This is a genomic window from Micromonospora chokoriensis, assembly GCF_000718555.1.
Classification (GTDB): Bacteria; Actinomycetota; Actinomycetes; order Mycobacteriales; family Micromonosporaceae; genus Micromonospora; species Micromonospora chokoriensis_B.
Genome location: NZ_JOAN01000031.1, coordinates 83,730 through 104,512 on the forward strand (window position 1 = coordinate 83,730; position 20,783 = coordinate 104,512).

At 70.8% G+C, this 20,783-nt stretch carries 24 protein-coding genes and 1 riboswitch; of the genes, 11 read left to right on the forward strand and 13 right to left on the reverse strand.

Annotated features, from left to right (window positions below; all coding sequences use genetic code 11):
* Window positions 1–52: 52 nt before the first annotated feature.
* Window positions 53–349 carry an MTH1187 family thiamine-binding protein gene (locus IF46_RS0130155; protein WP_030491799.1) on the reverse strand — a complete coding sequence of 99 codons (297 nt, stop codon included), beginning with the start codon at window positions 347–349 and terminating at the stop codon, window positions 53–55.
* 290 nt (window positions 350–639) lie between these two features.
* Between IF46_RS0130155 and IF46_RS0130160 the strand changes: the two genes are divergently transcribed.
* Window positions 640–1,065 carry a hypothetical protein gene (locus IF46_RS0130160; RefSeq protein ID WP_030491800.1) on the forward strand — a complete coding sequence of 142 codons (426 nt, stop codon included), beginning with the start codon at window positions 640–642 and terminating at the stop codon, window positions 1,063–1,065.
* Window positions 1,066–1,238: 173 nt separating this feature from the next.
* Here IF46_RS0130160 and IF46_RS0130165 read toward each other — a convergent pair whose 3' ends face one another.
* From IF46_RS0130165 to IF46_RS34620, 4 genes are all read right to left on the reverse strand, one after another.
* The gene (locus tag IF46_RS0130165) at window positions 1,239–2,039 is read right to left on the reverse strand and encodes an energy-coupling factor transporter transmembrane component T family protein (protein WP_030491801.1); all 801 of its coding nucleotides are present in this window, start codon (window positions 2,037–2,039) and stop codon (window positions 1,239–1,241) included.
* Window positions 2,036–3,466, reverse strand: a complete 1,431-nt coding sequence (locus IF46_RS0130170; RefSeq protein ID WP_030491802.1) for an ABC transporter ATP-binding protein — start codon at window positions 3,464–3,466, stop codon at window positions 2,036–2,038. Before IF46_RS0130170 ends, IF46_RS0130165 begins: the two co-directional genes overlap by 4 nt.
* Before the next feature lie 108 nt (window positions 3,467–3,574).
* Window positions 3,575–4,162 carry an ECF transporter S component gene (locus tag IF46_RS0130175; RefSeq protein ID WP_030491803.1) on the reverse strand — a complete coding sequence of 196 codons (588 nt, stop codon included), beginning with the start codon at window positions 4,160–4,162 and terminating at the stop codon, window positions 3,575–3,577.
* 74 nt (window positions 4,163–4,236) lie between these two features.
* A riboswitch (TPP riboswitch) is annotated at window positions 4,237–4,341 on the reverse strand.
* A 133-nt stretch (window positions 4,342–4,474) separates the two neighbouring features.
* Window positions 4,475–4,939, reverse strand: coding sequence for a hypothetical protein (locus tag IF46_RS34620; protein WP_157563686.1), 465 nt, complete (start codon window positions 4,937–4,939; stop codon window positions 4,475–4,477).
* A gap of 333 nt (window positions 4,940–5,272) precedes the next feature.
* On the opposite strand from IF46_RS34620, the gene IF46_RS0130180 reads away from it, so the two are divergent.
* The 5 genes from IF46_RS0130180 to IF46_RS0130200 all read left to right on the forward strand — a co-directional run bounded on the left by IF46_RS0130180 (window position 5,273) and on the right by IF46_RS0130200 (window position 10,428).
* Window positions 5,273–6,121, forward strand: a complete 849-nt coding sequence (locus IF46_RS0130180) for an alpha/beta fold hydrolase (protein ID WP_030491804.1) — start codon at window positions 5,273–5,275, stop codon at window positions 6,119–6,121.
* 29 nt (window positions 6,122–6,150) lie between these two features.
* Window positions 6,151–6,957, forward strand: a complete 807-nt coding sequence (locus tag IF46_RS0130185) for an aminoglycoside N(3)-acetyltransferase (protein WP_030491805.1) — start codon at window positions 6,151–6,153, stop codon at window positions 6,955–6,957.
* Window positions 6,954–7,703: a sugar isomerase domain-containing protein gene (locus IF46_RS0130190; RefSeq protein WP_030491806.1), complete on the forward strand. Its 750-nt coding sequence runs from the start codon at window positions 6,954–6,956 to the stop codon at window positions 7,701–7,703. The genes IF46_RS0130185 and IF46_RS0130190 overlap by 4 nt, the downstream gene beginning before the upstream one ends.
* Before the next feature lie 119 nt (window positions 7,704–7,822).
* On the forward strand, window positions 7,823–8,326 hold the full coding sequence (locus IF46_RS0130195) for a DUF6328 family protein (protein WP_030491807.1): 504 nt from the start codon (window positions 7,823–7,825) through the stop codon (window positions 8,324–8,326).
* A 104-nt stretch (window positions 8,327–8,430) separates the two neighbouring features.
* Window positions 8,431–10,428, forward strand: coding sequence for an acyl-CoA dehydrogenase family protein (locus IF46_RS0130200; protein WP_030491808.1), 1,998 nt, complete (start codon window positions 8,431–8,433; stop codon window positions 10,426–10,428).
* A 69-nt stretch (window positions 10,429–10,497) separates the two neighbouring features.
* Here IF46_RS0130200 and IF46_RS34940 read toward each other — a convergent pair whose 3' ends face one another.
* Window positions 10,498–10,665: a hypothetical protein gene (locus tag IF46_RS34940; protein WP_198041570.1), complete on the reverse strand. Its 168-nt coding sequence runs from the start codon at window positions 10,663–10,665 to the stop codon at window positions 10,498–10,500.
* A 103-nt stretch (window positions 10,666–10,768) separates the two neighbouring features.
* Entirely contained in the window at window positions 10,769–11,377 is a 609-nt protein-coding gene (locus tag IF46_RS0130210; protein WP_030491809.1) for a hypothetical protein, read from the reverse strand.
* A 126-nt stretch (window positions 11,378–11,503) separates the two neighbouring features.
* Between IF46_RS0130210 and IF46_RS0130215 the strand changes: the two genes are divergently transcribed.
* On the forward strand, window positions 11,504–13,345 hold the full coding sequence (locus tag IF46_RS0130215) for an alpha-1,3-galactosidase (protein ID WP_051724271.1): 1,842 nt from the start codon (window positions 11,504–11,506) through the stop codon (window positions 13,343–13,345).
* 8 nt (window positions 13,346–13,353) lie between these two features.
* Here the strand turns inward: IF46_RS0130215 and IF46_RS0130220 are convergent, their stop codons facing one another.
* From IF46_RS0130220 to IF46_RS0130245, 6 genes are read right to left on the reverse strand one after another with little or no spacing between them, the layout of a single operon-like run.
* A complete protein-coding gene (locus tag IF46_RS0130220) occupies window positions 13,354–13,752 on the reverse strand; it encodes a Fur family transcriptional regulator (protein WP_030491811.1) in 399 nt (132 codons plus the stop codon).
* The gene (locus IF46_RS0130225; protein ID WP_030491812.1) at window positions 13,749–14,048 is read right to left on the reverse strand and encodes an ArsR/SmtB family transcription factor; all 300 of its coding nucleotides are present in this window, start codon (window positions 14,046–14,048) and stop codon (window positions 13,749–13,751) included. The genes IF46_RS0130220 and IF46_RS0130225 overlap by 4 nt, the downstream gene beginning before the upstream one ends.
* A 43-nt stretch (window positions 14,049–14,091) precedes the next feature.
* Window positions 14,092–14,958, reverse strand: coding sequence for a metal ABC transporter permease (locus IF46_RS0130230; protein WP_030491813.1), 867 nt, complete (start codon window positions 14,956–14,958; stop codon window positions 14,092–14,094).
* A gap of 3 nt (window positions 14,959–14,961) precedes the next feature.
* Entirely contained in the window at window positions 14,962–15,723 is a 762-nt protein-coding gene (locus tag IF46_RS0130235; RefSeq protein WP_030491814.1) for a metal ABC transporter ATP-binding protein, read from the reverse strand.
* Window positions 15,720–16,661 carry a metal ABC transporter substrate-binding protein gene (locus tag IF46_RS0130240; protein WP_030491815.1) on the reverse strand — a complete coding sequence of 314 codons (942 nt, stop codon included), beginning with the start codon at window positions 16,659–16,661 and terminating at the stop codon, window positions 15,720–15,722. Before IF46_RS0130240 ends, IF46_RS0130235 begins: the two co-directional genes overlap by 4 nt.
* A gap of 54 nt (window positions 16,662–16,715) precedes the next feature.
* On the reverse strand, window positions 16,716–16,973 hold the full coding sequence (locus tag IF46_RS0130245) for a hypothetical protein (protein WP_030491816.1): 258 nt from the start codon (window positions 16,971–16,973) through the stop codon (window positions 16,716–16,718).
* Window positions 16,974–17,002: 29 nt separating this feature from the next.
* Here IF46_RS0130245 and IF46_RS0130250 point away from each other — a divergent pair, with 29 nt between their 5' ends.
* From IF46_RS0130250 to dusB, 4 genes are all read left to right on the forward strand, one after another.
* Entirely contained in the window at window positions 17,003–17,344 is a 342-nt protein-coding gene (locus IF46_RS0130250) for an antibiotic biosynthesis monooxygenase family protein (RefSeq protein ID WP_030491817.1), read from the forward strand.
* 25 nt (window positions 17,345–17,369) lie between these two features.
* A complete protein-coding gene (locus tag IF46_RS0130255; RefSeq protein WP_030491818.1) occupies window positions 17,370–17,849 on the forward strand; it encodes a hypothetical protein in 480 nt (159 codons plus the stop codon).
* A 114-nt stretch (window positions 17,850–17,963) separates the two neighbouring features.
* Entirely contained in the window at window positions 17,964–19,343 is a 1,380-nt protein-coding gene (locus IF46_RS0130260) for a glycine--tRNA ligase (protein ID WP_030491819.1), read from the forward strand.
* A 79-nt stretch (window positions 19,344–19,422) separates the two neighbouring features.
* Complete coding sequence (dusB, locus tag IF46_RS0130265; protein WP_030491820.1) at window positions 19,423–20,580, forward strand: tRNA dihydrouridine synthase DusB; 1,158 nt, start codon at window positions 19,423–19,425, stop codon at window positions 20,578–20,580.
* Window positions 20,581–20,783 lie beyond the last annotated feature (203 nt).

The window sequence follows — 20,783 nt, forward strand, 5'->3', positions numbered from 1 at the left end:
TGGTCGGTGCGCCCCGCACAGGGAAACATGTCGTCATCCCGCGCCGCGCGCGTCAGCCTTCGGCGAGACGGGCTTCGATTCGGGCGATCTTCCCGGTCAGCGCGTCGGTGACCCCGGGCCGGACGTCGGCCTTGAGCACCACACTCACCCGGGGCGCCTGCGCGGCGACCACGTCGACCGCCCGCTTCACCACCGCCATCACCTCGTCCCATTCGCCCTCGACGGTGGTGAACATGGCATCGGTCCGGTTGGGTAGGCCGGACTCCCGGACCACCCGCACCGCCTCGGCGACCAGGTCACCCACGGAATCGCCACCGCCGAGCGGGGTGATCGAGAACGCGATCAGCATGTGCCGATCGTGCCAGTAAAACGGGTGCGCGTCTCCTCGGGCGGTGGTTAGGCTGCGGGCATGCGTAACTGACGCCCCATCTTCCGAGCCGGCCCGCCGTCCCGCGTCGCGGTCCGTGCGCTCCCGGGCGTCCCGCATCCCCTCCCGCCGTTTGGCGGCGTTGGCCCTGCCCGATCCCCGGTGAGCAGTCCCTTCCCCACTCGATCGCCGCGCAACGGCGGTCACCAGCCGTCCGACCGACCGCCGCAGCGCGGGACCGGCCGTGCCGGTCGGCACTGAAGGAGGCCCGGATGCCTGCCAGGCGTAACCCGAAGAAGACCCGTACCCAGCGAACGACGCCGCTCGGCGTCGACCCGGCGGCCGGCCATGGCCCGCTTCCACCCGCCCTCCCGGCCCTCGATCTCGCGGCCGAACCGGCCCTGCCGGCGGTGCTGATCGAACCGGCCCTGCCGGCGGTGCTGATCGAACCGGCGGTGCTGGTCGAGCCGGCCCTGCTGGCGACTGTTCCGGACGAGGTGGCGCTGCCGGTCGACGTGCCGGCAGCGGTCGACGTGCCGGCGGTTGTCGACGCGCCCACGGTGGGAAATCTGCCGACGCCAGCCGCGCGACCGAAGGCACCGACGGCCGGGCCACCGCAGGGTGGCGGCAACCGCTCTGGCGGCGGCCGCAGCCAGCAAACCGGCCAGGCCCGCCGCTACGCCTTCCGCCGTAGCTGACCGAACCACCCATCCACTCCACCCCCTGCCCTGACCCTCCCGGCCCCGCCGATCTTGCATTTTCTGTCCTCGCATCACCGGCATATCGGGATGAACCAACGACAGAAACCGCAAGATCGGCGGGGGTGGTCGTGGGCGCTGATGTTGTGCGGATCCGGGCGGCGGGCGGTGGCTTAGTGGATTAGCGGGCGGAAGGTGCCGAGGAGGACGCTTGTGGTCAGGGCGGCTCCGGCCAGGACGACTGCCCCGGCGATGAGGAGGGCGTCGGCGCGGGTGAAGTGCTGCCGGCGGGCGACGGTACGGGGTGTGCCAGCGTCGAAGCCGCGGGCGTCCATCGCCACCGCCAGCCGGGTGCCTCGACGGATCGCCCCGACCAGCAGCGCGAACGCGGTGGAGGCGAACAGCCGCAGCTTCGCCACCGGATTGCGTCCCGCGTCGACGCCGCGTGCGCGCCGAGCCATGCTGATCATCTGCCACTCCTGACCGAGTAGCGGCACCAGCCGGAACGCGGCCAGCGCCCCGATGGCGAACCGGGCCGGCGCCTTCACGTTCTGGATCAACGCGTCGGCCAGATCGGTGGGGTCGGTGGTCGCGAAAACGATCACACCGGGCAGCGCCACCGCGAACACCCGCAGCACCAGGCCGAGCGCGGTGAGCAGCACGCCGGTGCTCACCAGCACCGGCCCAGCGTCCAGTAGGACCCGGCCGGACCGGTCGGCCGCGAACAGCACCAGGGTGACCAGGATGCCGGCGGCACTGAGCAGCAGTGGCCAGGCCCGCCGGGCCAGCACCCGGTAGCGGATGCCGAACAGCGGCAGCAGCGCGAGTTCGAGGGCGATGGCGATCGCCGGGGCCACCGGGTCCAGGGTCGCCAGCAGGGTGAACGAGAAGACCAGGGCGGCGGCGACCTTCGCCACCGGATTGCGGCGGGCCAACGGCGCGTCGGGCGCGGCGACCGGCTCGATGCTGATCATCGCTCGTCGTCCGGGGCCGGTCGCAGGGTGACGGTGCGGTCGGCGAGCGCGGCGACGAAGTCCGCGTCGTGGGTGACCGCGACCACGCCGTGCCCGGCGTCGCGCAGGTCGGCGAAGAGGTCGACCAACTCCCGCCAGGTCCGCCGGTCCTGGCCGAAGGTGGGTTCGTCGCAGATCAGCAGGCGTGGCGCGGTGGCCAGGGCCGTCGCCACGCTCAGCCGCCGCGCCTCACCACCCGAGAGGGTGTACGGGTTGGCAGCGGCGAGCCGAGCCAGCCGCAGCCGATCCAGCAGCCCGGCCACGGTCTCCTTGACGACCGCCTCGGGTTGACCGGTGCGGCGCGGGCCGAGCGCCAACTCGTCGAAGACCGTGCTGGTGACGAACTGGTGCTCCGGATCCTGGAAGACCGACCCGATCCGCCGGGCCAGTGCGGGGGCCCGCCAGCGGTGTGGGGGAGTGCGGTGGTCCGCGCCTGCCAACTCGGCGGACGCGGTGACCCGCCCGGTGCCGGGCCGGAGCAGGCCGCCGAGCAGCAGCGCCAGGGTGGACTTGCCGGCACCGTTCGGTCCGCGTACGGCGAGTGCCTCACCGGCGCGTACCGCCAGGTCGGTGGAGCCCAGCCGGGGCGGCAGGCCGAGCCGGTCGGCGGTGAGCAACAGCTCCCCGGGGCCGGTGGTGGCCGGGCGGGGGGCGATGGGGTGACCGGGCACCCAGACCCCCTCGGCGGCCAGGGTGGCGCCGTGCGCGGCGAAGACCGCCTCGGGGGTGCCGTCCGCGCGGACGCCGCCCCCCGGTTCCAGGACGACCACCCGGTCGACGAGCGGCAACGCCTCGGCGACCCGGTGCTCGACCAGGATCAGCGTGGTGTCGGCGTCCAGTGCGCTGGCCACCGCCTGCCGGACCAGGTCGGCCCCGGCCGGGTCGAGGTTGGCGGTCGGCTCGTCGAGCAGCAGCAGGGCGGGGCGGAGGGCCAGCGCGCCGGCCAGAGCGAGGCGTTGCTGCTCGCCGCCGGAGAGAGCTGCGGTGTTGCGGTCGGAGGAGTACGGGAAGCCGACCCGGTGCAGCGCCTCGTCCACCCGGGGCCAGATCTCGTCGGCCGGCACGCCGCGGTTCTCCAGCCCGAACGCGACGTCGTCGCCGCAGCGGGCCATCACGAGCTGGGTCTCCGGGTCCTGGAAGACGATGCCGACTCGTTCCCGCCCCTTGCGTGGGTCGAGCCCGTCGATCTCGACGGTGCCCTCCTGCTCGCCGGAGTCCTCGGGGAGCAGCCCGGCCAGCGCGCTGAGCAGGGTGCTCTTGCCGGCCCCGGAGGGCCCGAGCAGCAGAACCCGCTCCCCAGCCTCAACCCGCAGATCAACCCCGCGCACCGCCCAGGCCCGCCGCCCAGCGTGCCGCCACCCGAACCCCCGCAGCAAAACCCCGCCCACCGAACCCCCTTCCGGGTCGCGCTCGCTTGCGTTGATCAAGAGGTTTGCGTCAGAAAATCGCCGTCCGTTGACGCAAACCTCTTGATCAACGCGATGAGGTGGGGGGCGTCAGATCAGGGCTCGGTCTCGGCCTACCGGGAAGCGGTCCAGGACGCCGGTGTTGGCCAGGGCCTTGGTCAGCAGCCAGCCACCAGCGCCGGCGATCACGGTGGAGCTGACGACGGTGATGACGAGCATGGGCAGCCGGAAGCTGAGCAGCTCCAGTTCGCTGTAGTACCGGACCTGGTCGAAGATCGCGGCGGCCAGGCCAGCCAGCGTGCCAGAGAGGAGAGCCGCAGGAAGGCGGAACGACCGGTAGCGGAAGGCTGCGAACCCCAGCTCGGCACCGACTCCCTGGAAGGCGCCCTGCATAACGGCGACCAGCCCCCATTGGCTGCCCAGGAGTACGGACACGAGAGCGGCGAGGAACTCGCAGTAGAAGGCCGCGCCGGGCCTTCTGATCACCAGGCCGCCCAGCACGCCGGGCAGCAGCCAGACGCCGTATAGGAGAGCCTGAGCCGGCGGGAAGAAGGTAAAGGCCCCCTCTGTCGCAGACCACAACAGGCCCCAAGCCCAGAAGATGATGCCGAAGGCGACCCCGAGCACCGACGTTATGACGATGTCGATGGTGCGCCAACGGTTGGTGGTGTTGTCCATGCATTGCTCCCAGTTCAAGGAAGAGAACCAGGAGAAGACGCACGCCGCGTCCGGTGGCGCCGGACTGCGGCGCGGCTGGAGGTCGACCGAACTCCCTGCGCTGGCATTACCCAGATCAGGTTCGAGGGTCTGCGGGCGTACCCGCACTCTCAGCGCTGTGCGCTCCCCTGTCGGATATGAAGTTGTCTCGTGAAGGCTAGCACGCGTGACCGGCTGCGACTCAAGTGGTCGTCGGCGCGCAGTTTTGAAATGCAGTAAGGGGTCCCAATGAAGCGTGGGACCCCTTACGAACTGCCGAATGAAGGCAGGTTTCTAACCGATCGTGCAGAGAACCTTTCCTGAACTTACCGAACAGTTAACGTTGAGTCCACTGCTGAACTTGACCCACTTGAAAGCGGGGACACTGTAGGTGCGTCCACCGGTCCGGTTTTCCTTGACGGTGTAAGCCGATTCGACCATGAAGCCGTCCGTGTCAAAATTTGCTCCGCGAATTTGGTCGTCGGACTGGCCTGACGGCAGCCACCAGGTAGTGCATGCATAGGTGGTGCTCGCGCCCGCTGCGGTCCAGGTGGGGCAACTGGTAGACCCGCCACCGAGATCGGCGATCTTTACCGTGTAGCTCGAAGGGAGCTGATTGGTCACGTCCCCGTCGGTTACGCCGAGAGGGCTTACGTCCGCTCCTGCTCCGTTCGGAATCGCGGGATCGGTCGGGAGCGCCGCAGCCGATGCCTGGCCTGGAATGGCTAGGGCGGCTGCCGCGAGGGCGGCGAACGCCATGATTGCGGATTTACGTCGAGACATTTATCCCCCGTAAGGCTGGGGCCAGCGATATCGCTCTGGCCGTCGATGCGAGTGAATGCTGCCATACGGCTTGTGGCTTTGCAACGCTTGCGTTTGATCTGCTGAGGTGCTGTGGTTGCTAGCAACAAGATAGGTGGAGTTGCGGACACGTAAGGTGTCCCCTTGTTGGCTGGTTCGGCTTGAAGACTTGGTCGTCCGGTCGCTGGGCCAGACACACGTGGTAGTGGGCCATGTCACCCGCACCTGCCTAATGAGGGGACCAATTGCTGCCGCAGACGGCTCTGCGATTCGTGGGTACGCTTGGCGATCATGCGGGTTGACGCGCGAGGCTTCACGTTCGAGGTGACCGTTGGCGGTCCGCCGCACGGCGTACCCGTCCTGCTACTGCACGGTTTCCCCCAGCACAGCGGCGAGTGGGACGACGTGGTGCCGACGCTGCACACGGCCGGGCTGCGCACGTACGCGCTGGACCAGCGCGGTTACTCACCCGGCGCGCGGCCCACGGCGGTGGCCGACTACCGGATCCCCGAGCTGGTCACCGACGTGGTGGCGGTGCTCGACGCGCTCGGGCTGGACGCTGTCCACCTGGTCGGCCACGACTGGGGCGCCGTCGTGGCCTGGGCGGTCGCCGCGCGGTACCCCGAGCGGGTCCGCACGCTGACCGCGGTGTCCGTACCGCATCCGGCGGCCATGGCGCACGCCTTGACGACCGACGGCCAACAGAAGGCCCGCTCGTCGTACATCGCGCTGTTCCGCAAGCCGGACAAGGCGGAGAAGGTGCTGCTGGCGTGGCACGCCACCGCGCTGCGCAAGCTGCTCGGCGGGGTGGGCGACTCGTCCCGGGTGAGCCGGTACGCCGACCCGATGCGCGAGCCGGGGGCGCTCACCGCCGCGCTGAACTGGTACCGGGCGATGACCCGCGCCGACCTGGCCGGCGTCGGCCCGGTCGCGGTGCCCACCACGTACGTCTGGAGTGACCGGGACGTCGCCATCGGGCGGACCGCCGCCGAGGCGTGCGCGGCGAACGTCACCGGGGAGTACCGCTTCGTGCAGCTGACCGGGGTGAGTCACTGGATCCCGGACGCGGCGCCAGCCCCGCTCGCCGAGGCGATCCTGGCGCGAGCCGGCGGAACGGCCCGAGCCGGCGGAGCGGCTTGAGCCGTGCTGCTCAATGAGGGAGAGTCATCGTGACGGCGGACGCCAGCGGGCCAGGCACCCGGCGTTCGATCGCCGCGCAGCTACGCGTGCTGGGCGTACGCCCCGGCGCGACGCTGCTGGTGCACGCCGCGCTGCGTCCGCTGGGCTTCGTGGCCGGCGGGCCGCACGCGGTGGCGCTCGCCCTGCGCGACGCGCTCGGCCCGGACGGCACGATCGTCGTGCCCACCCACACGCCCGACAACAGCGATCCCGCGCAGTGGCGCAACCCGCCGGTGCCGGCGGACTGGTGGCCGCTGATCCGCTCGGAGATGCCGGGCTTCGACCCGGCGGTCACGGCGAGCCGGTTCATGGGTGCGCTCGCCGAGACGGTCCGCGGCTGGCCGGGTGCCCTGCGCAGCTCCCATCCCCACGTGTCGTTCGCCGCGCTCGGGCCAGCCGCCGAGCAGGTGGTGGCCGGGCACACGCTTGTCGACTCTCTCGGCGAGGGTTCCCCGCTGGCCCGGCTCTACGACCTGGACGCCGACGTGTTGCTGCTCGGCGTGGACCACTCGGTGAGCACCTCGATGCACCTGGCCGAGTACCGCTGCCCCGGCTCGCCCCGCGAGCGGCTCGGTGCTGCGGTGCGTACCGCCGACGGTGGTCGGGAATGGGTGTGGTGGCAGGACGTACGGCTCGACGCGGACGACTTCGCCGCGTTGGGCGTGGACCTGGAGGCCACCGGGGCGGTACGTACCGCCCCGGTGGGCGCCGGGACCGGCAGGTTGATGCGCCAGCGGGCGGCGGTCGACTTCGCGGTTCGTTGGCTGGCCCGCAATAGGACGACGGAGGACGTATGACGGTGAGTGCCGAGGACTACCTGGCCGTGGTGACCGAGACGATCGGCCGGGTGGCCGCAAGTCAGCGGGAGGGGGTGGGGCGAGCGGCCGACCTGATCGCCGAGGCCGTTCGCGCTGACGGCGTGGTGCACGCGTTCGGTACCGGGCACTCGGAGGCGCTCGCGATGGAGATCGCCGGCCGGGCCGGAGGTCTGGTGCCGACCAACCGGATCGCGCTACGCGACCTGGTGCTGATCGGCGGCGAGCCGGCCGAGCGGCTCGGCCCGCTGCTGGAACGGGATCCGGCCGTCGCGCACCGCCTCTACGAGTTGGCCCCGGTGCGCCCTGCCGACGTCTTCGTGCTCGCTTCGAACTCCGGGGTCAACGGCGCGATGGTGGAGTTCGCCACGCTGGTCAAGGAGCGCGGTCACGGGCTGGTGGCGATCACCTCGGCACGGCACTCCGGCCAGATGGCCTCCCGGCACCCGTCCGGGCGCAAGCTGAGCGACCTCGCCGACGTGGTGCTCGACAACGGCGCGCCGTACGGTGACGCGACGCTGCCCCTGCCCGGCGGCGGCGCGGTCGGCGCGGTCTCCTCGATCACCGCGGCGCTGCTGGCGCAGCAGGTGACTGTGGAGGTGGTGGCGCGGTTACTGGCGGCGGGGGAGCGGCCACCGGTCTACCTGTCGGCGAACATCCCGGACGGCGACGCGCACAACAACGAGCTGGAGGCCCGGTACGCGGGCCGCATCCGACGCGGGTCCTGACATCGCGGCAAGATGAACGGCAGATGTCGTGAACTTGTTTCGCGCTCGGCCGGGTGGGGCATTGGCGTTGCTGCCGGCGGCCGGGACCGCCGGCAGTAGCGTCTCACCGGAGGTAGCGCGTGTCCAAGGAGACCGAGAAGCAGCGTTGGCAGCGCAACTTCGCCGACCTGTTGCAGGAGTTGCGGGTCGCGCAGACCGGCGTGCAGATCCTCTTCGCCTTCCTGCTCACCCTGCCGTTCAGTAACGGGTTCACCCAGACCAGCGAGTTTCAGCGCGACGTCTACATCGTGGCGTTGCTCGCGGCGGCCGCCGCCACCGCACTGATCATTTCGCCGGTGGCGTTCCACCGGGCGCTGTTCAGGCAGGGGCGCAAGCCGGAGTTGGTCCGCTTCGCGCACCGGATGGCCACCGGCGGCCTCGCCTTCATGCTGATCGCGATGGTCAGCGCGGTGCTGCTGATCACCGACTTCGTGCTGGACCGGCCGATCGCCTTCGTGCTCAGCGCGCTGGCCGGAATCTGGTTCCTCACGTTCTGGGTGGTCCTGCCGTTCGTCCGGCGCAACTGGGGTGAGGACGACATCGACGACGACGACGATGATCCGGACACGCTCAGTGGCCGCTGACCACGCCGATCTTCACGCAGCGCTACCGCTGGGTAACAACCGGGGGTAGCGTGGCGGTAGTCGCGCACGTCGACGCAGCCGCACCGAACTTCGAGGGGGCAGCCGTGACCACGACGCAGAACGGCCGACCGGCACCGGACGGCCCCGACTCCGAAACCACCGCCGGTGCGGCCGCGCCGCTGCCCGCCGAAGCGGGGCAGGTCTCCGAGAAGGAGGCCCGGCAGGTCGCCGAGGCCGCCCGCGAGTCCACCTGGGACCGGCCCAGCTTCGGCAAGGAGCTGTTCCTCGGCCGGTTCCGGCTCGACCTGATCGACCCGTGGCCCCGCTCCGATCCGGACGACGTGGCCCGCGCGGAGGAGTTCCTTGGTCGGTTCCGCGCCTTCCTGACCTCCGAGGTGGACGGCGCGGCCATCGAACGCGACGCGTCCATTCCCGACGCGGTCTTCCACGGTCTGGCCGACCTTGGCGCGTTCGGCATGAAGATCGACCGGAAGTACGGCGGGCTCGGCCTGAGCAACCTGCACTACTGCCGGGCGCTCATGCTGGCCGGCTCGGTCAGCCCGGCCATCGGCGCGCTGCTCTCGGCACACCAGTCGATCGGCGTGCCGCAGCCGTTGAAGATGTTCGGCACCGCCGAGCAGAAGCAGCGCTTCCTGCCCCGACTCGCCGCTGGCGAGGTGTCCGCGTTCCTGCTCACCGAGCCCGACGTCGGCTCCGACCCGGCCCGGTTGGCGACCATCGCCGAGCCGACCGAGGACGGCACCGGTTACCGGCTCAACGGGGTGAAGCTCTGGGCCACCAACGGCATCGTGGCCACCCTGCTGGTGGTGATGGCCCGGGTGCCGGCCACCGAGGGGCGCCGAGGGGGAATCACCGCCTTCGTGGTGGACGGCGACAGCGCGGGCGTCACCGTCGAGCGGCGCAACGAGTTCGTCGGCCTACGCGGCCTGGAGAACAGCCTCACCCGGTTCCACGACGTGTTCGTGCCCGCCGAGAACGTCATCGGCGGCGAGGGTAAGGGGCTGAAGATCGCCCTGACCACGCTGAACACCGGCCGGCTCTCGCTGCCGGCAATGTGCGTGGGCGCCGGCAAGTGGGCGTTGAACGTGGCCCGGGGCTGGGCCGCCGACCGGGTCCAGTGGGGTCGACCGGTGGGCGAGCACGAGGCGGTGGCGCAGAAGCTCTCCTTCATCGCCGCCACCACGTACGGCATGGAGACCATGCTCGACCTCTGCTGCCTGCTCGCCGACGACGACCACAACGACATCCGGATCGAAGCGGCGCTGGTCAAGCTGTACGCCAGCGAGATGGCCTGGAAGATCGCCGACGAGCTGATCCAGATCCGGGGCGGACGCGGCTACGAGACAGCCGACTCACTGGCCGCCCGCGGCGAACGCCCGGCCGCCGTCGAACAGATGCTGCGTGACCTGCGGATCAACCGGATCTTCGAGGGCTCGACCGAGATCATGCACCTGCTGATCGCGCGGGAGGCGGTCGACGCCCACCTGTCGGTCGCCGGCGACATCATCGACCCGGACGCGGGGCTGGGCCGCAAGGCACGAGCCGGCGCGCGAGCGGGTGCCTTCTACGCGAAGTGGCTGCCCACCCTGGCTGTGGGTCGGGGGCAGAGCCCTTCGGCGTACGCCGAGTTCGGCCCGCTCGCCGCGCACCTGCGGCAGGTGGAACGCTCGTCGCGCAAGCTGGCCCGGTCGACGTTCTACGCGATGTCCCGCTGGCAGGGAAAGATGGAGCGTAAGCAGGCGTTCCTTGGCCGTGTGGTGGACATCGGCGCGGAGTTGTTCGCGATGTCTGCGGTCTGCGTCCGGGCCTCTGCCGAACGGGACAGCCGCCCGGAAAACGTCGAGCTGGCCGACCTGTTCTGCCGGCAGGCGCGGGTGCGGGTGGATGCCCTGTTCGCCGCACTCTGGGACAACACCGACTCGGTCGACACCGCCGCCGCGAAGCGGATCCTCGCCGGCCGCTACGCGGGCTTGGAGGAGGGCGTGATCACCCCGTCCGACGAGCTGCCCTGGGTGGCCCGCTGGTCGCCCGGCCCGTCCACCGCCGAGGACGTGCGCCGCCGCATCCCCCCAAAGCCGTAGCCCTGCGCGCAGCGCCGCGTGGGCCAGCGGGTGCCCGGCCCGCCGCCCCGTGGGCCACGGTCGCGCCGGTCAGCGGGCGACCGCCCAGGCGAGCACTCCGGCCAGGATCAGACCGTTGAGCCCGGCCAGGGCCAGGTACGCCGCGGGTGGGATCTTCTTGCCCCGGCGTACGAAGGAGACCAGGACGGCGGCGTAGCTGAGCAGCAGAACGGCGATGACGACGAGGAAGTAGAACACCCGACGACCTTAGCGACACCGTCGCCGGGCTGGACCTGCGGCTGGTGGGTGGCGCGCGGCGATCTCCAGAGAGCGGCGATCAAGGGTGCAGTCGGCACCAACCTCAGCGGCCCCGGCCGCGTAGGCCGAGTTGGCGCAGCTCCAACGCGGCCAGGGCGTCAACGGTGGCGTCGTCGCCGCGCCGCCACGCCTCGGCCACGTCCGGGCCGATCCGGGTCAGCTGGCCCAGTGGTTGGGTGGCCAGCGCGCGCAGGGCGAGCAGGTCCCGACCGGCCGGCCCCACGGCCAGCTTCGCCGCCGACCCGGCCCGGCGCATCCAGCGGACCCGCAGCGGCAGCCAACCGAAGAGCACGATGCCGAGCGGGAAGATCAGCACGGCGATGGCCAGGGCGAGGGCCAACTGGTCGACCAGGTGCTGCTGGTCGCGGCCGGCGTCGGCGAGCGACCGGGCGGCGTCGGCGGCGCGCTGGAACGGCGCGGTCAGCTCGTCGCCGACCAGTGGCACTCGGCGAACCTTGCCGCCGGCGTCGGCGAGGTTGTCGGCGAGGCCACTGCCGGCGCCCTCCAGCTTCTGCCCCGGTACGGCGAGCTTCTGCACCAGGTCGTGCAGCCACAGCGCGCCGCGGATCGCCGCGTACACCCAGGCGACGACGAGGAGGTCGGTGAGCAACTGACGGACGAAGGTCGGAAACCGATCGGCATAGATTTTCACGCCGGACAGCGTGCCACGAACGAACCCGGCCCGGCACCCGGCGAAGGTGGGTTCCGGCACGGCGGGCGTGCGACGCCGTCACCTAGATTGGATCTTTGACGGGTTGGTGAGCGCTCCGGAGGGGCAATGTCTCGGGTCGTGGTTCGTGCCGTTGCCGCATCATGGCCGGCGCCGGTGGTCGTCGAGGTAGCTGATTTCGGGGCCGACCCCACCGGCCGGGCCGACTCCGCGCCAGCGGTCACTGCGGCCCTGCGGCACGCTCGGACCCTCGACCGTCCAGTCCGGATCGTCTTCTCGACGGGCACCTACCAGCTGTACCCGGAGCAGGCCGAGACGCGCGAGCTGTACGTGTCCAACACCGTCGGCGCCGACGAGCGGTACCGCGACAAGAGGATCGGGCTACTCGTCGAGGACATGCGTGACGTCACGATCGACGGTCGCGGCGCGAAGCTCGTCTACCACGGCCTGCAGACGGCGTTCGCGGTGATCCGCTCGACCAACGTGACGTTCCAGGGCTTCTCGTTCGACTACGCCGCGCCGAAGGTCATCGATGCCATGGTCGTCGCTGCGGGCGTGACCGACGGACACGCCTACCGCATCCTGACGATCCCCGCCGGAAGTCCGTACCGGGTGAACGGGACGCACATCACCTGGCTCGGCGAGACCAGCCCGGTCACCGGGCAGCCGTACTGGTCAGGCGTCGACGGGCTCGAGTACACGCAGATCCACGACCCGGCGGCGCAGCGGACCTGGCGCGGCGACAACCCACTGTTCACCGGCGTCGCCAGCGTCACCGACCTCGGCAACCGCCAGATCCGGATCGACTACACGAGCGCCACGGCGCCGGCGGACGCCGGGCTCGTCTATCAGATGCGCCTGATCGAGCGGGAGGAGCCGGGCGCGTTCATCTGGGAGTCGAAGAACGTCACGATGCGCTCGATGAACGCCCACTACCTGCAAACCTTCGGCATCGTGGGCCAGTTCAGCGAGGACATCACCATCGACGAGGTGAACTTCGCGCCGGACCCGCGCTCGGGCCGGACGACGGCCTCCTTCGCCGACTTCGTCCAGATGTCTGGCATCAAGGGCACGGTCACGATCACCCGAAGCGTCTTCGACGGCCCGCATGACGACCCGATCAACATTCACGGCACCTATCTCGAGGTCATCGGTAGGCCGGGGCCGGACACCCTCACCCTCGCCTACCGGCACCCGCAGACCGCCGGCTTCCCGCAGTTCTACCCCGGCGACGAGGTGGAATTGGTCGACAAACTCACCATGGCCCCGCTCGCCGGCGACCCCTTGGTGGTCACCGCGGTCGACGGGCCGAGCGGGATGGACCACACCAAGCCGCTGACGTCCATGACCGTCACCTTCGATCGGCCGCTCCCCAGCGGCGTCGAGGTAGGCGGCACGGTCGCGGAGAACATCACCTACACACCGTCCGTCGTCATCTCCGACAACGTCTTCCGCAACGTACCGACCCGCGGTGTGCTGGTCACCACCCGCAAGCCGGTGCTGATCACCGGCAACCGGTTCGAGGCGATGTCCATGTCCAGCATCTACATCTCCTCCGACGCGTACCAGTGGTACGAGTCCGGGCCGGTCGCCGACGTCACGATCCGAGAGAACTCGTTCACCAGGCCCGCCGGTCCGGTCATCTTCATCGAACCGACCAACCGCCTCATCGACCAGGCGAAACCGGTGCATCACAACATCTCGGTCCAGCAGAACACGTTCGACATCGACGACGTCCCCGTCGTCGACGCCAAGAGCGTCGGTGGGCTCGACTTCACCGCAAACACCGTCCGGCGGCGGGACGGGGCGAGTCATCCGGCCTACACGTCACCGCTGTTCGTGTTCCACGGCAGCGCGGACATCCGGGTCGCGGGCAATCGCTATGACAAGGGGTTGAACACCACAGTCGCGCAGGACCCCCACGAGGCGGTGGGCAGGTCGGAGTCTTGACCCGCCGGTCAGCGCACGCAGGCCGGGCAGGTGCCGAAGATCTCCAGGGTGTGGCTGACGTCGGCGTAGCCGTGTTGCGCGGCGACCCGGTCGGCCCAGCTCTCCACGGCCGGGCCGGCCACCTCGACCGTACGACCACAGGCCCGGCAGACCAGATGGTGGTGGTGCCCCTCGCTGCACCGGCGGTAGAGGTGCTCGCCGCCGGGTGGACGCATCACGTCGATCTCACCCGCGTCGGCCAACCCCTGCAGGGTGCGGTAGACGGTGGTCAGGCCGACCCGCTCGCCGCGCTGGCGCAGCATCGCGTGCAGGTCCTGAGCGCTGTGGAAGCCCTCCATCTCGCCCAGCAGCGCGCTGACCGCCGAACGTTGCCGGGTGTTGCGCACCGCGGCGCTGCTCTCGCTCATGATCCCTCCCCGGCGTGGCTGACCGCGTCCGACACGATGTGCGCGACGTGCTCGTCGACCAGGCTGTAGGCGATTTCCCGGCCTCGGCGGGAGCCGCGCACCACGCCCGCTCCGCGTAGCACCCGCAGGTGCTGGGAGACCAGTGGTTGCGCCGCTCCGAGCTTCTCCACCAGCTCGTGCACGCACCGCTCACCGCCGGCCAGCTCACTGACGATGGCCAACCGGATCGGCGCGGACAGGGCACGGAGCAACTCGCTGGCCCCGTCGAAACCGTCGTAGCCCGTCGCGCTGGTCATCCTGTAACGGTAACCAATACCACCGACGTGCCGCTGATCAGCATCAGCTCAGCACGACCTCGTGCGGTTCCGGTGTCGGCGCGGCGGTCGGCGTCGTCCGGCGGCGCAGCGTCCGCCAGACACCGCCGGCCACGGCCACCACCAGGAACGAGGCGATCGCCACCAGCACCACCGAGGCGCCCGGCGCGGTGTCCGCCGTGGCCGCCACCCACACACCCGTGCCGGCGGCGAAGAGCCCGAGCGCCATCGCGGCGGCCATCGTGCTGCGGAAGCCCCGGGTGACCTGCTGGGCGGTGGCGACCGGCACCACCATCAGCGCACTGATCAGCAGCACGCCGACGGCCCGCATGGCGATGGTCACGGTGACCGCGGTGGCGACCGCGATCAGCAGGTTCAGCGTGCGCACCGGGAGGCCGGAGACCCGGGCGTACTCCTCGTCGTGGCTGACCGCGAAGAGCGCCGGCCGCAACGCGATCATCGTGACCAGGATCGCCGCGCCGAGCACCGCGATCGTGGTCAGGTCGGCGGGCGAGATGGTGGTCAGCGACCCGAACAGGTAGGCGTTGAGGTTCGCGCTCGTCGCGTCGGAGAGACCGACCAGCAGCACACCACCCGCGATGCCGCCGTAGAAGAGCAGGGCCAGGGCCAAATCACCTGAGGTACGCCCGCGAGCGCGGACGATCTCGATGGCCACCGCGCCGATGGTGGCGGCGATCACCGCGACCAGCACCGGTGAGCGGTTGAGCAGCAGCCCGGCCCCGACGCCGGTCAGCGCCACGTGCCCGACACCGTCGCCGATCAGCGCCAGCCGGCGTTGCACCAGGTAGATGCCGAGCGCCGGGGCGGCCAGGCCGATCACCAGCGCGCCGATCAGGGCACGCTGCATGTAGGGGTACTGGAAGAGTTCCATGTGTCAGTTGCTCCACAGCCCGGCGGGCTCGTCGTAGCAGTGCGGGTGCACGTGGTCGTGGTCGGGCTCCGCGTGATGGCCGGCCGGGTCCGGCACCGCCCCGTCGTGGGCGATGCGACCCTCGTGGACGACCACGGCCCGGCTGATCACCGGTCGCAGCGGGCCCAACTCGTGGGCGACGAGCAGCACCGTCCCGCCGTCGGCGACGAAGTCGCGCAGCGCGCCGGCGAACGCCTCCTGGCTGGCCGCGTCCACCCCGGCGGTGGGCTCGTCGAGAACCAGCAGCTCCGGCTGCCCGGCCAGGGCACGGGCGATCAGGGTGCGCTGCTGCTGGCCGCCGGAGAGCGTGGACACCGGGTCACCGGCGCGGTCGGCGAGCCCGACGGCGAGCAGTGCGGCGTCGACGGCGGCCCGGTCGGCTCGACCTGGCGGACGCAGCACCCCCCGACGGGCCAGCCGGCCGGAGGCCACCACCTCGCGGACGGTGGCCGGTACGCCGCCGCCGGCGCCGAGGCGCTGCGGGACGTACCCGATGCGGGCCCACTGCCGGAAGCGGCGCAACGGCCGGTCGAAGAGGGTGACCGAGCCGGCGCTGATCGGCACCAGCCCGAGCACGGCGCGGATCAGGGTGGACTTGCCGGAGCCGTTGGCGCCGAGAATCGCGACCACCTCGCCGGCGGTCACGGTGAGCGAGATGTCCCGGAGCACGGGGCGGCCGTCGTAGCCGACCACCCCGTGCTCGACGGTGATGACAGGCGTGGTCACGAGCAGCTCAACGCCGTCTGCAGGGTCTGCAGGTTGGTACGCATCACCGAAAGGTAGTCCCCGTTGCTGTCTGCGGCGAGCCCTTCGATCGGGTCGAGCACGGCGGTCTTCGCGCCGACCTGACCGGCGATGGTCTCGGCGACCTTCGGGCTGACCAGCGTCTCGAAGAAGATCGTGGTGGCCTGGTGCTCCTTCGCCTCCTCGATCACGTGCGCGAGGCGCTGCGGCGAGGGCTCGACGTCGGGGCTCAGCCCGGTGATGCCGACCTGGTCGAGCTGGTACCGGTCGGCGAGGTAGCCGAACGCGGCGTGGCTGGTCACGATCTCCCGCCGCTGGCAGGTCGCCAGGCCGTGCTTGAACTCACCGTCCAGGGTCGTCAGGTCGGCGCGCAGGGCTGCGGCACGAGCGGTGTAGTCGGCGGCGTGGCCCGGGTCGGCCTTGCCGAGCCGCTGGGCGAGTTGGTCGCCGATGCCGGCCAGCCGGGTCGGGTCGAGCCAGACGTGCGGGTCCTTCCCGCCGCTCTCCTCGGTGTGCCCCTCCTCGCCCTCGTGGTCGTGCCCGCCAGCGGACGCGTCCAACAGCGGCTGCACGCTTGTCACGTCGAACGCCCGGTCGCCGCCGTTCTGGGCGACGGCGTCGTCCACCGCCGGCTGGAACCCCTTGAGGTAGACGATCAGCTCCGCGTCGCTGACCTCGCCGACCTGGCTCGGGTTGAGCTCCAGGTCGTGCGGCTCGGCACCGGGCTTGGCCAGGTTGGTCACCCGGACCGCGTCGCCGCCGATCCGCTCGGCCAGGAACTGGAGGGGGTAGAACGCGGCCACCACGTCGACTCGTTTGGGGTCGGCGCCGGCGCCACCGGTGGAGCAGCCGGCTGCGGCGCCGAGGGTGAGGAGGGCGGTCGCGGCGGCCAGGACACGGAACGTGGCGCGGTTGGTCATGCCGTCAACTGTCCGTGGCAACGATAATGATTGTCAAAAACGCATGATTGCATGTCAGAGGAGCTTCGCGAGACCCACCGTCACCAACAGGGTGAGCATCACGAGCCGAATCAGCCGGGTCTGCGGCGCCTGAACCGCCCAGGTCGTCGCCATCAGGGCGATCAGGACCCCGGCGAGCGCGAGCGTCAGCAGCCCGCCGATCACCCCGGGCGTGAAGAACGCCACCAGCACCACCACCAGGGTGAGCAGGAACACCGACGTCGGGTTCGCCCCGGCCAGCCGGGCGAGCAGAGGGCGCTGCGTACGCTGCATCCCACAGACTCTACGAGGAGGCACCCCCGTTGCTGGTGACCAACCGGTTCGTGGTCGACGTCGATGCCGCCGACGGCTTCACCGAACGGGCGCACGCCGCCCTCACCGCACTGGCCGCCCGCCCCGGCTACCTGCGCGGTCAACTGGTCCGGGCGCTCGACGACCCCCGGTACTGGTCGCTGGTCACCGAATGGGAGTCGGTCGGCACCTACCGGCGGGCGCTGGGCGCCTTCGAGGTCAAGGTCAGCGCCGTACCGCTGCTCGCCGAGTCGGTCGACGAGCCCTCCGCGTACGAGGCGCTGGCCAGCGCCGCCCCCGGCGGGGCCGTGGTCGTCGCCGAGAGTGATCGGGCTGCGGGTCCTTACCGCTGAGCCGTTGGACACTACGCTGGCTCCTATGACCGCACCCGCCCCGCCGCCCGGTCCCGGGGTGGCGCCGCCGTTCGCCGCGCCTCCCACCGAGGGCCGCCGGACCCGGCTCTGGATCGGCCTCGGCGTCGGCGCGCTCGCCGTGGCGCTCTGCTGTGGTGGGGGCGGCACCGCCGTCGTCGGCCTGGCCGTCAGCGGGGTCCAGGCGATCCGGGAGCAGGCCCGCACCGTGACCGGCGACTACTACCAGGCGCTTGTCGAGCGGAACTACGGGCGGGCGTACGAACAGCTCTGTGACGACGCGCAGCGGCGCGAGTCCCGGCCCGAGTTCGAGCGGCGCGCTGCCGCCGAACCGCAGGTCGCCGCGTTCCGGGTGGGTGAGGTGGACACCACCTACCTGACCGTGCCGGTCGACGTGACGCTCGCCGGCGGCGACCGGGAGCGGCAGCAGGTGCGTCTCGGCCAGGACGGGCAGACCGGCGGCGTGGAGGTCTGCGGGGTCAGCTGACCCGCCCCCGGTATTCTGCTGGGCTCGGGGCGACGGTCGTCGTACCGTTGTCCCGAACCGACCGTTCCATCCACATCTCGCCCCCGCCGACCGCCAGCCGGCGTAGGAGGAAACATGCCAGCCGACCGTATCGACGCCGTCGTCAGCCTCGCCAAGCGCCGAGGCTTCGTCTTCCCCTCCAGTGAGATCTACGGGGGCACCCGATCGGCGTGGGACTACGGCCCGCTCGGCGTGGAGCTCAAGGAGAACGTCCGCCGGCAGTGGTGGAAGACCATGGTCCAGCAGCGCGACGACGTCGTCGGCCTGGACTCCGCGGTGATCCTGGCCCGCAAGGTGTGGGAGGCGTCCGGCCACATCGCCGAGTTCGTCGACCCGCTCACCGAGTGCCAGTCCTGCCACAAGCGGTTCCGCGCGGACCACCTGGAAGAGGCGTACGCCGAGAAGCACGGCAAGCCGCTGACCTCACTCGCGGAGCTGAACTGCCCCAACTGCGGCAACAAGGGCACCTTCACCGAGCCGAAGATGTTCAACGGCCTGATGAAGACCTACCTCGGCCCGGTGGAGAGCGAAGAAGGGCTGCACTACCTGCGCCCGGAGACCGCTCAGGGCATCTTCGTCAACTACAAGAACGTCGAGACGGTCGCCCGCAAGAAGCCGCCGTTCGGCATCGCGCAGACCGGCAAGTCGTTCCGTAACGAGATCACCCCGGGCAACTTCATCTTCCGGACCCGCGAGTTCGAGCAGATGGAGATGGAGTTCTTCGTCGAGCCGGGCACCGACGAAGAGTGGCACGAGTACTGGCTCCAGGAGCGCTGGAACTGGTACCTCGACCTCGGCCTCTCGGCGGACAATCTGCGCCTCTACGAGCACCCCAAGGAGAAGCTCTCGCACTACTCCAAGCGGACGGTGGACATCGAGTACCGCTTCAAGTTCGGTGGCACCGAGTTCGCCGAGCTGGAGGGTGTCGCCAACCGCACCGACTTCGACCTCTCCACGCACAGCAAGCACTCCGGCGTCGACCTGTCGTACTTCGACCAGAGCAAGAGTGAGCGCTGGATGCCGTACGTCATCGAGCCGGCCGCGGGTCTGACCCGCGCGGTGCTCGCCTTCCTGCTGGAGGCGTACGACGAGGACGAGGCGCCGAACACCAAGGGTGGCGTGGACAAGCGCACCGTGATGCGGTTCGACCCGCGGCTCGCCCCGGTCAAGGTGGCGGTGCTGCCGCTGTCGCGCAACGAGGCGCTGTCGCCCAAGGCCAAGGACCTCGCGACGCTGCTGCGCAAGCGCTGGGTGGTGGAGTTCGACGACTCGCAGGCGATCGGCCGCCGCTACCGCCGGCAGGACGAGATCGGCACCCCGTTCTGCGTGACCGTCGACTTCGACACCCTGGACGACAACGCCGTTACGGTGCGCAACCGGGACACCATGGCCCAGGAGCGGGTTTCCCTGGACCAGGTCGAGCGCTACCTGATCGAGCGTCTCCCCGGCTGCTGAGGTTCCACGCACGGGGCCTCGGCCGACGCGATAAGCGCCGGTCGGGGCCCCGTACACTTGTCCGGTGACTGTCTCGACCATGCCCGCGCTGCGCCCGCTGACTCTCGGGCCGTATCAGGTGTGGCCGCCGGTGGTGCTCGCGCCGATGGCCGGGATCACCAACGTCGGGTTCCGTCGGCTCTGCCGGGAGCAGGGCGGCGGCATCTACGTCTGCGAGATGATCACCACGCGGGCTCTGGTCGAGCGGAACCCGAAGACGCTGCGCATGATCACGTTCGGCGACGACGAGAAGCCGCGCAGCCTCCAGCTCTACGGCACCGATCCGGAGATCACCGCCGCCGCCGTGCGGATCGTCGTCGAACGCAACCTGGCCGACCACATCGACCTCAACTTCGGCTGCCCCGTACCCAAGGTCACCCGGCGTGGCGGTGGCGCGGCGCTGCCGTGGCGGCGCCGACTCTTCGCGCGGCTGGTGCAGGCCGCGGTCGCTGCCGCGTCGCCGGCGGGGGTGCCGGTCACGGTCAAGATGCGCAAGGGCATCGACGACGACCACCTGACGTACGTCGAAGCCGGGCTCGCCGCCCAGGAGGCCGGCGTGGCTGCGGTGGCCCTGCACGGGCGGACGGCCGCGCAGCGCTACTCGGGCACCGCCGACTGGGACGCGATCGCCACGTTGAAGCAGGCCCTCGACGTGCCGGTGCTCGGCAACGGCGACATCTGGGAAGCCGACGACGCGCTGCGGATGGTGGCCCACACCGGCGTCGACGGCGTGGTCATCGGGCGTGGCTGTCTGGGCCGGCCGTGGCTCTTCGCCGACCTGGAGGCCGCCTTCAACGGTCGGTCGGAGCGGCGGCTGCCCGCCCTCGGTGAGGTGGCGGTGACCATGCGCCGGCACGCCGAGCTGCTGGTCGACCAGTTCACCGCCGGCGCCCGCAACCCGGCCCGGGGCGAACGGGACGGCTGCACCGACTTCCGCAAGCACGTCGCCTGGTACCTCAAGGGCTTCCCCGTCGGCGGCGAACTGCGCCGCTCGCTGGCGATGATCGAAAGCTTGGCCCAGCTCGACGACCTGCTCGGCAAGCTCGACCCGACGGAGCCGTTCCCGGTGGCTGCGCTGGGTCAGCCGCGCGGCCGTACCAACTCGCCGGGCAAGGTCTCCCTGCCGGACGGCTGGCTGGCCAGCCGAGACGACGACACCGTCCCCGAGGGCGCCGAGATGGACGACTCCGGCGGCTGAGCCTGGCTGCCTCGCTTTGGCTGGTCGAGTCTTTGGTCGATCGAGCGGGACACCCCCGCAACGTCCCTTTAAGCGCGGGCTCGGCGCAGGGGCTTGGGTATGCGGAAGGGCCGGGCCCCGTGGTGGGGTCCGGCCCTTCGATTGCGTGTGGGTCAGCTGGTGGAGTAGCCGCGGGTGGCGATCCAGTCGGCGAGGTGCTCGAC

Excerpts from the sequence above, each read along its gene's own strand:
- IF46_RS0130190 (WP_030491806.1), top strand. The coding sequence starts at position 6,954 with ATGACGGTGAGTGCCGAGGACTACCTGGCCGTGGTGACCGAGACGATC.
- dusB (WP_030491820.1), top strand. The coding sequence starts at position 19,423 with ATGCCCGCGCTGCGCCCGCTGACTCTCGGGCCGTATCAGGTGTGGCCG.
- IF46_RS0130180 (WP_030491804.1), top strand. The coding sequence starts at position 5,273 with ATGCGGGTTGACGCGCGAGGCTTCACGTTCGAGGTGACCGTTGGCGGT.
- IF46_RS0130220 (WP_030491811.1), bottom strand. The coding sequence starts at position 13,752 with ATGAGCGAGAGCAGCGCCGCGGTGCGCAACACCCGGCAACGTTCGGCG.
- IF46_RS0130175 (WP_030491803.1), bottom strand. The coding sequence starts at position 4,162 with ATGGACAACACCACCAACCGTTGGCGCACCATCGACATCGTCATAACG.
- IF46_RS0130240 (WP_030491815.1), bottom strand. The coding sequence starts at position 16,661 with ATGACCAACCGCGCCACGTTCCGTGTCCTGGCCGCCGCGACCGCCCTC.
- IF46_RS0130230 (WP_030491813.1), bottom strand. The coding sequence starts at position 14,958 with ATGGAACTCTTCCAGTACCCCTACATGCAGCGTGCCCTGATCGGCGCG.
- IF46_RS0130165 (WP_030491801.1), bottom strand. The coding sequence starts at position 2,039 with ATGATCAGCATCGAGCCGGTCGCCGCGCCCGACGCGCCGTTGGCCCGC.
- IF46_RS0130160 (WP_030491800.1), top strand. The coding sequence starts at position 640 with ATGCCTGCCAGGCGTAACCCGAAGAAGACCCGTACCCAGCGAACGACG.
- IF46_RS0130255 (WP_030491818.1), top strand. The coding sequence starts at position 17,370 with ATGACCGCACCCGCCCCGCCGCCCGGTCCCGGGGTGGCGCCGCCGTTC.
- IF46_RS0130260 (WP_030491819.1), top strand. The coding sequence starts at position 17,964 with ATGCCAGCCGACCGTATCGACGCCGTCGTCAGCCTCGCCAAGCGCCGA.
- IF46_RS0130245 (WP_030491816.1), bottom strand. The coding sequence starts at position 16,973 with ATGCAGCGTACGCAGCGCCCTCTGCTCGCCCGGCTGGCCGGGGCGAAC.
- IF46_RS0130155 (WP_030491799.1), bottom strand. The coding sequence starts at position 349 with ATGCTGATCGCGTTCTCGATCACCCCGCTCGGCGGTGGCGATTCCGTG.
- IF46_RS0130215 (WP_051724271.1), top strand. The coding sequence starts at position 11,504 with ATGTCTCGGGTCGTGGTTCGTGCCGTTGCCGCATCATGGCCGGCGCCG.
- IF46_RS34620 (WP_157563686.1), bottom strand. The coding sequence starts at position 4,939 with ATGGCGTTCGCCGCCCTCGCGGCAGCCGCCCTAGCCATTCCAGGCCAG.
- IF46_RS0130225 (WP_030491812.1), bottom strand. The coding sequence starts at position 14,048 with ATGACCAGCGCGACGGGCTACGACGGTTTCGACGGGGCCAGCGAGTTG.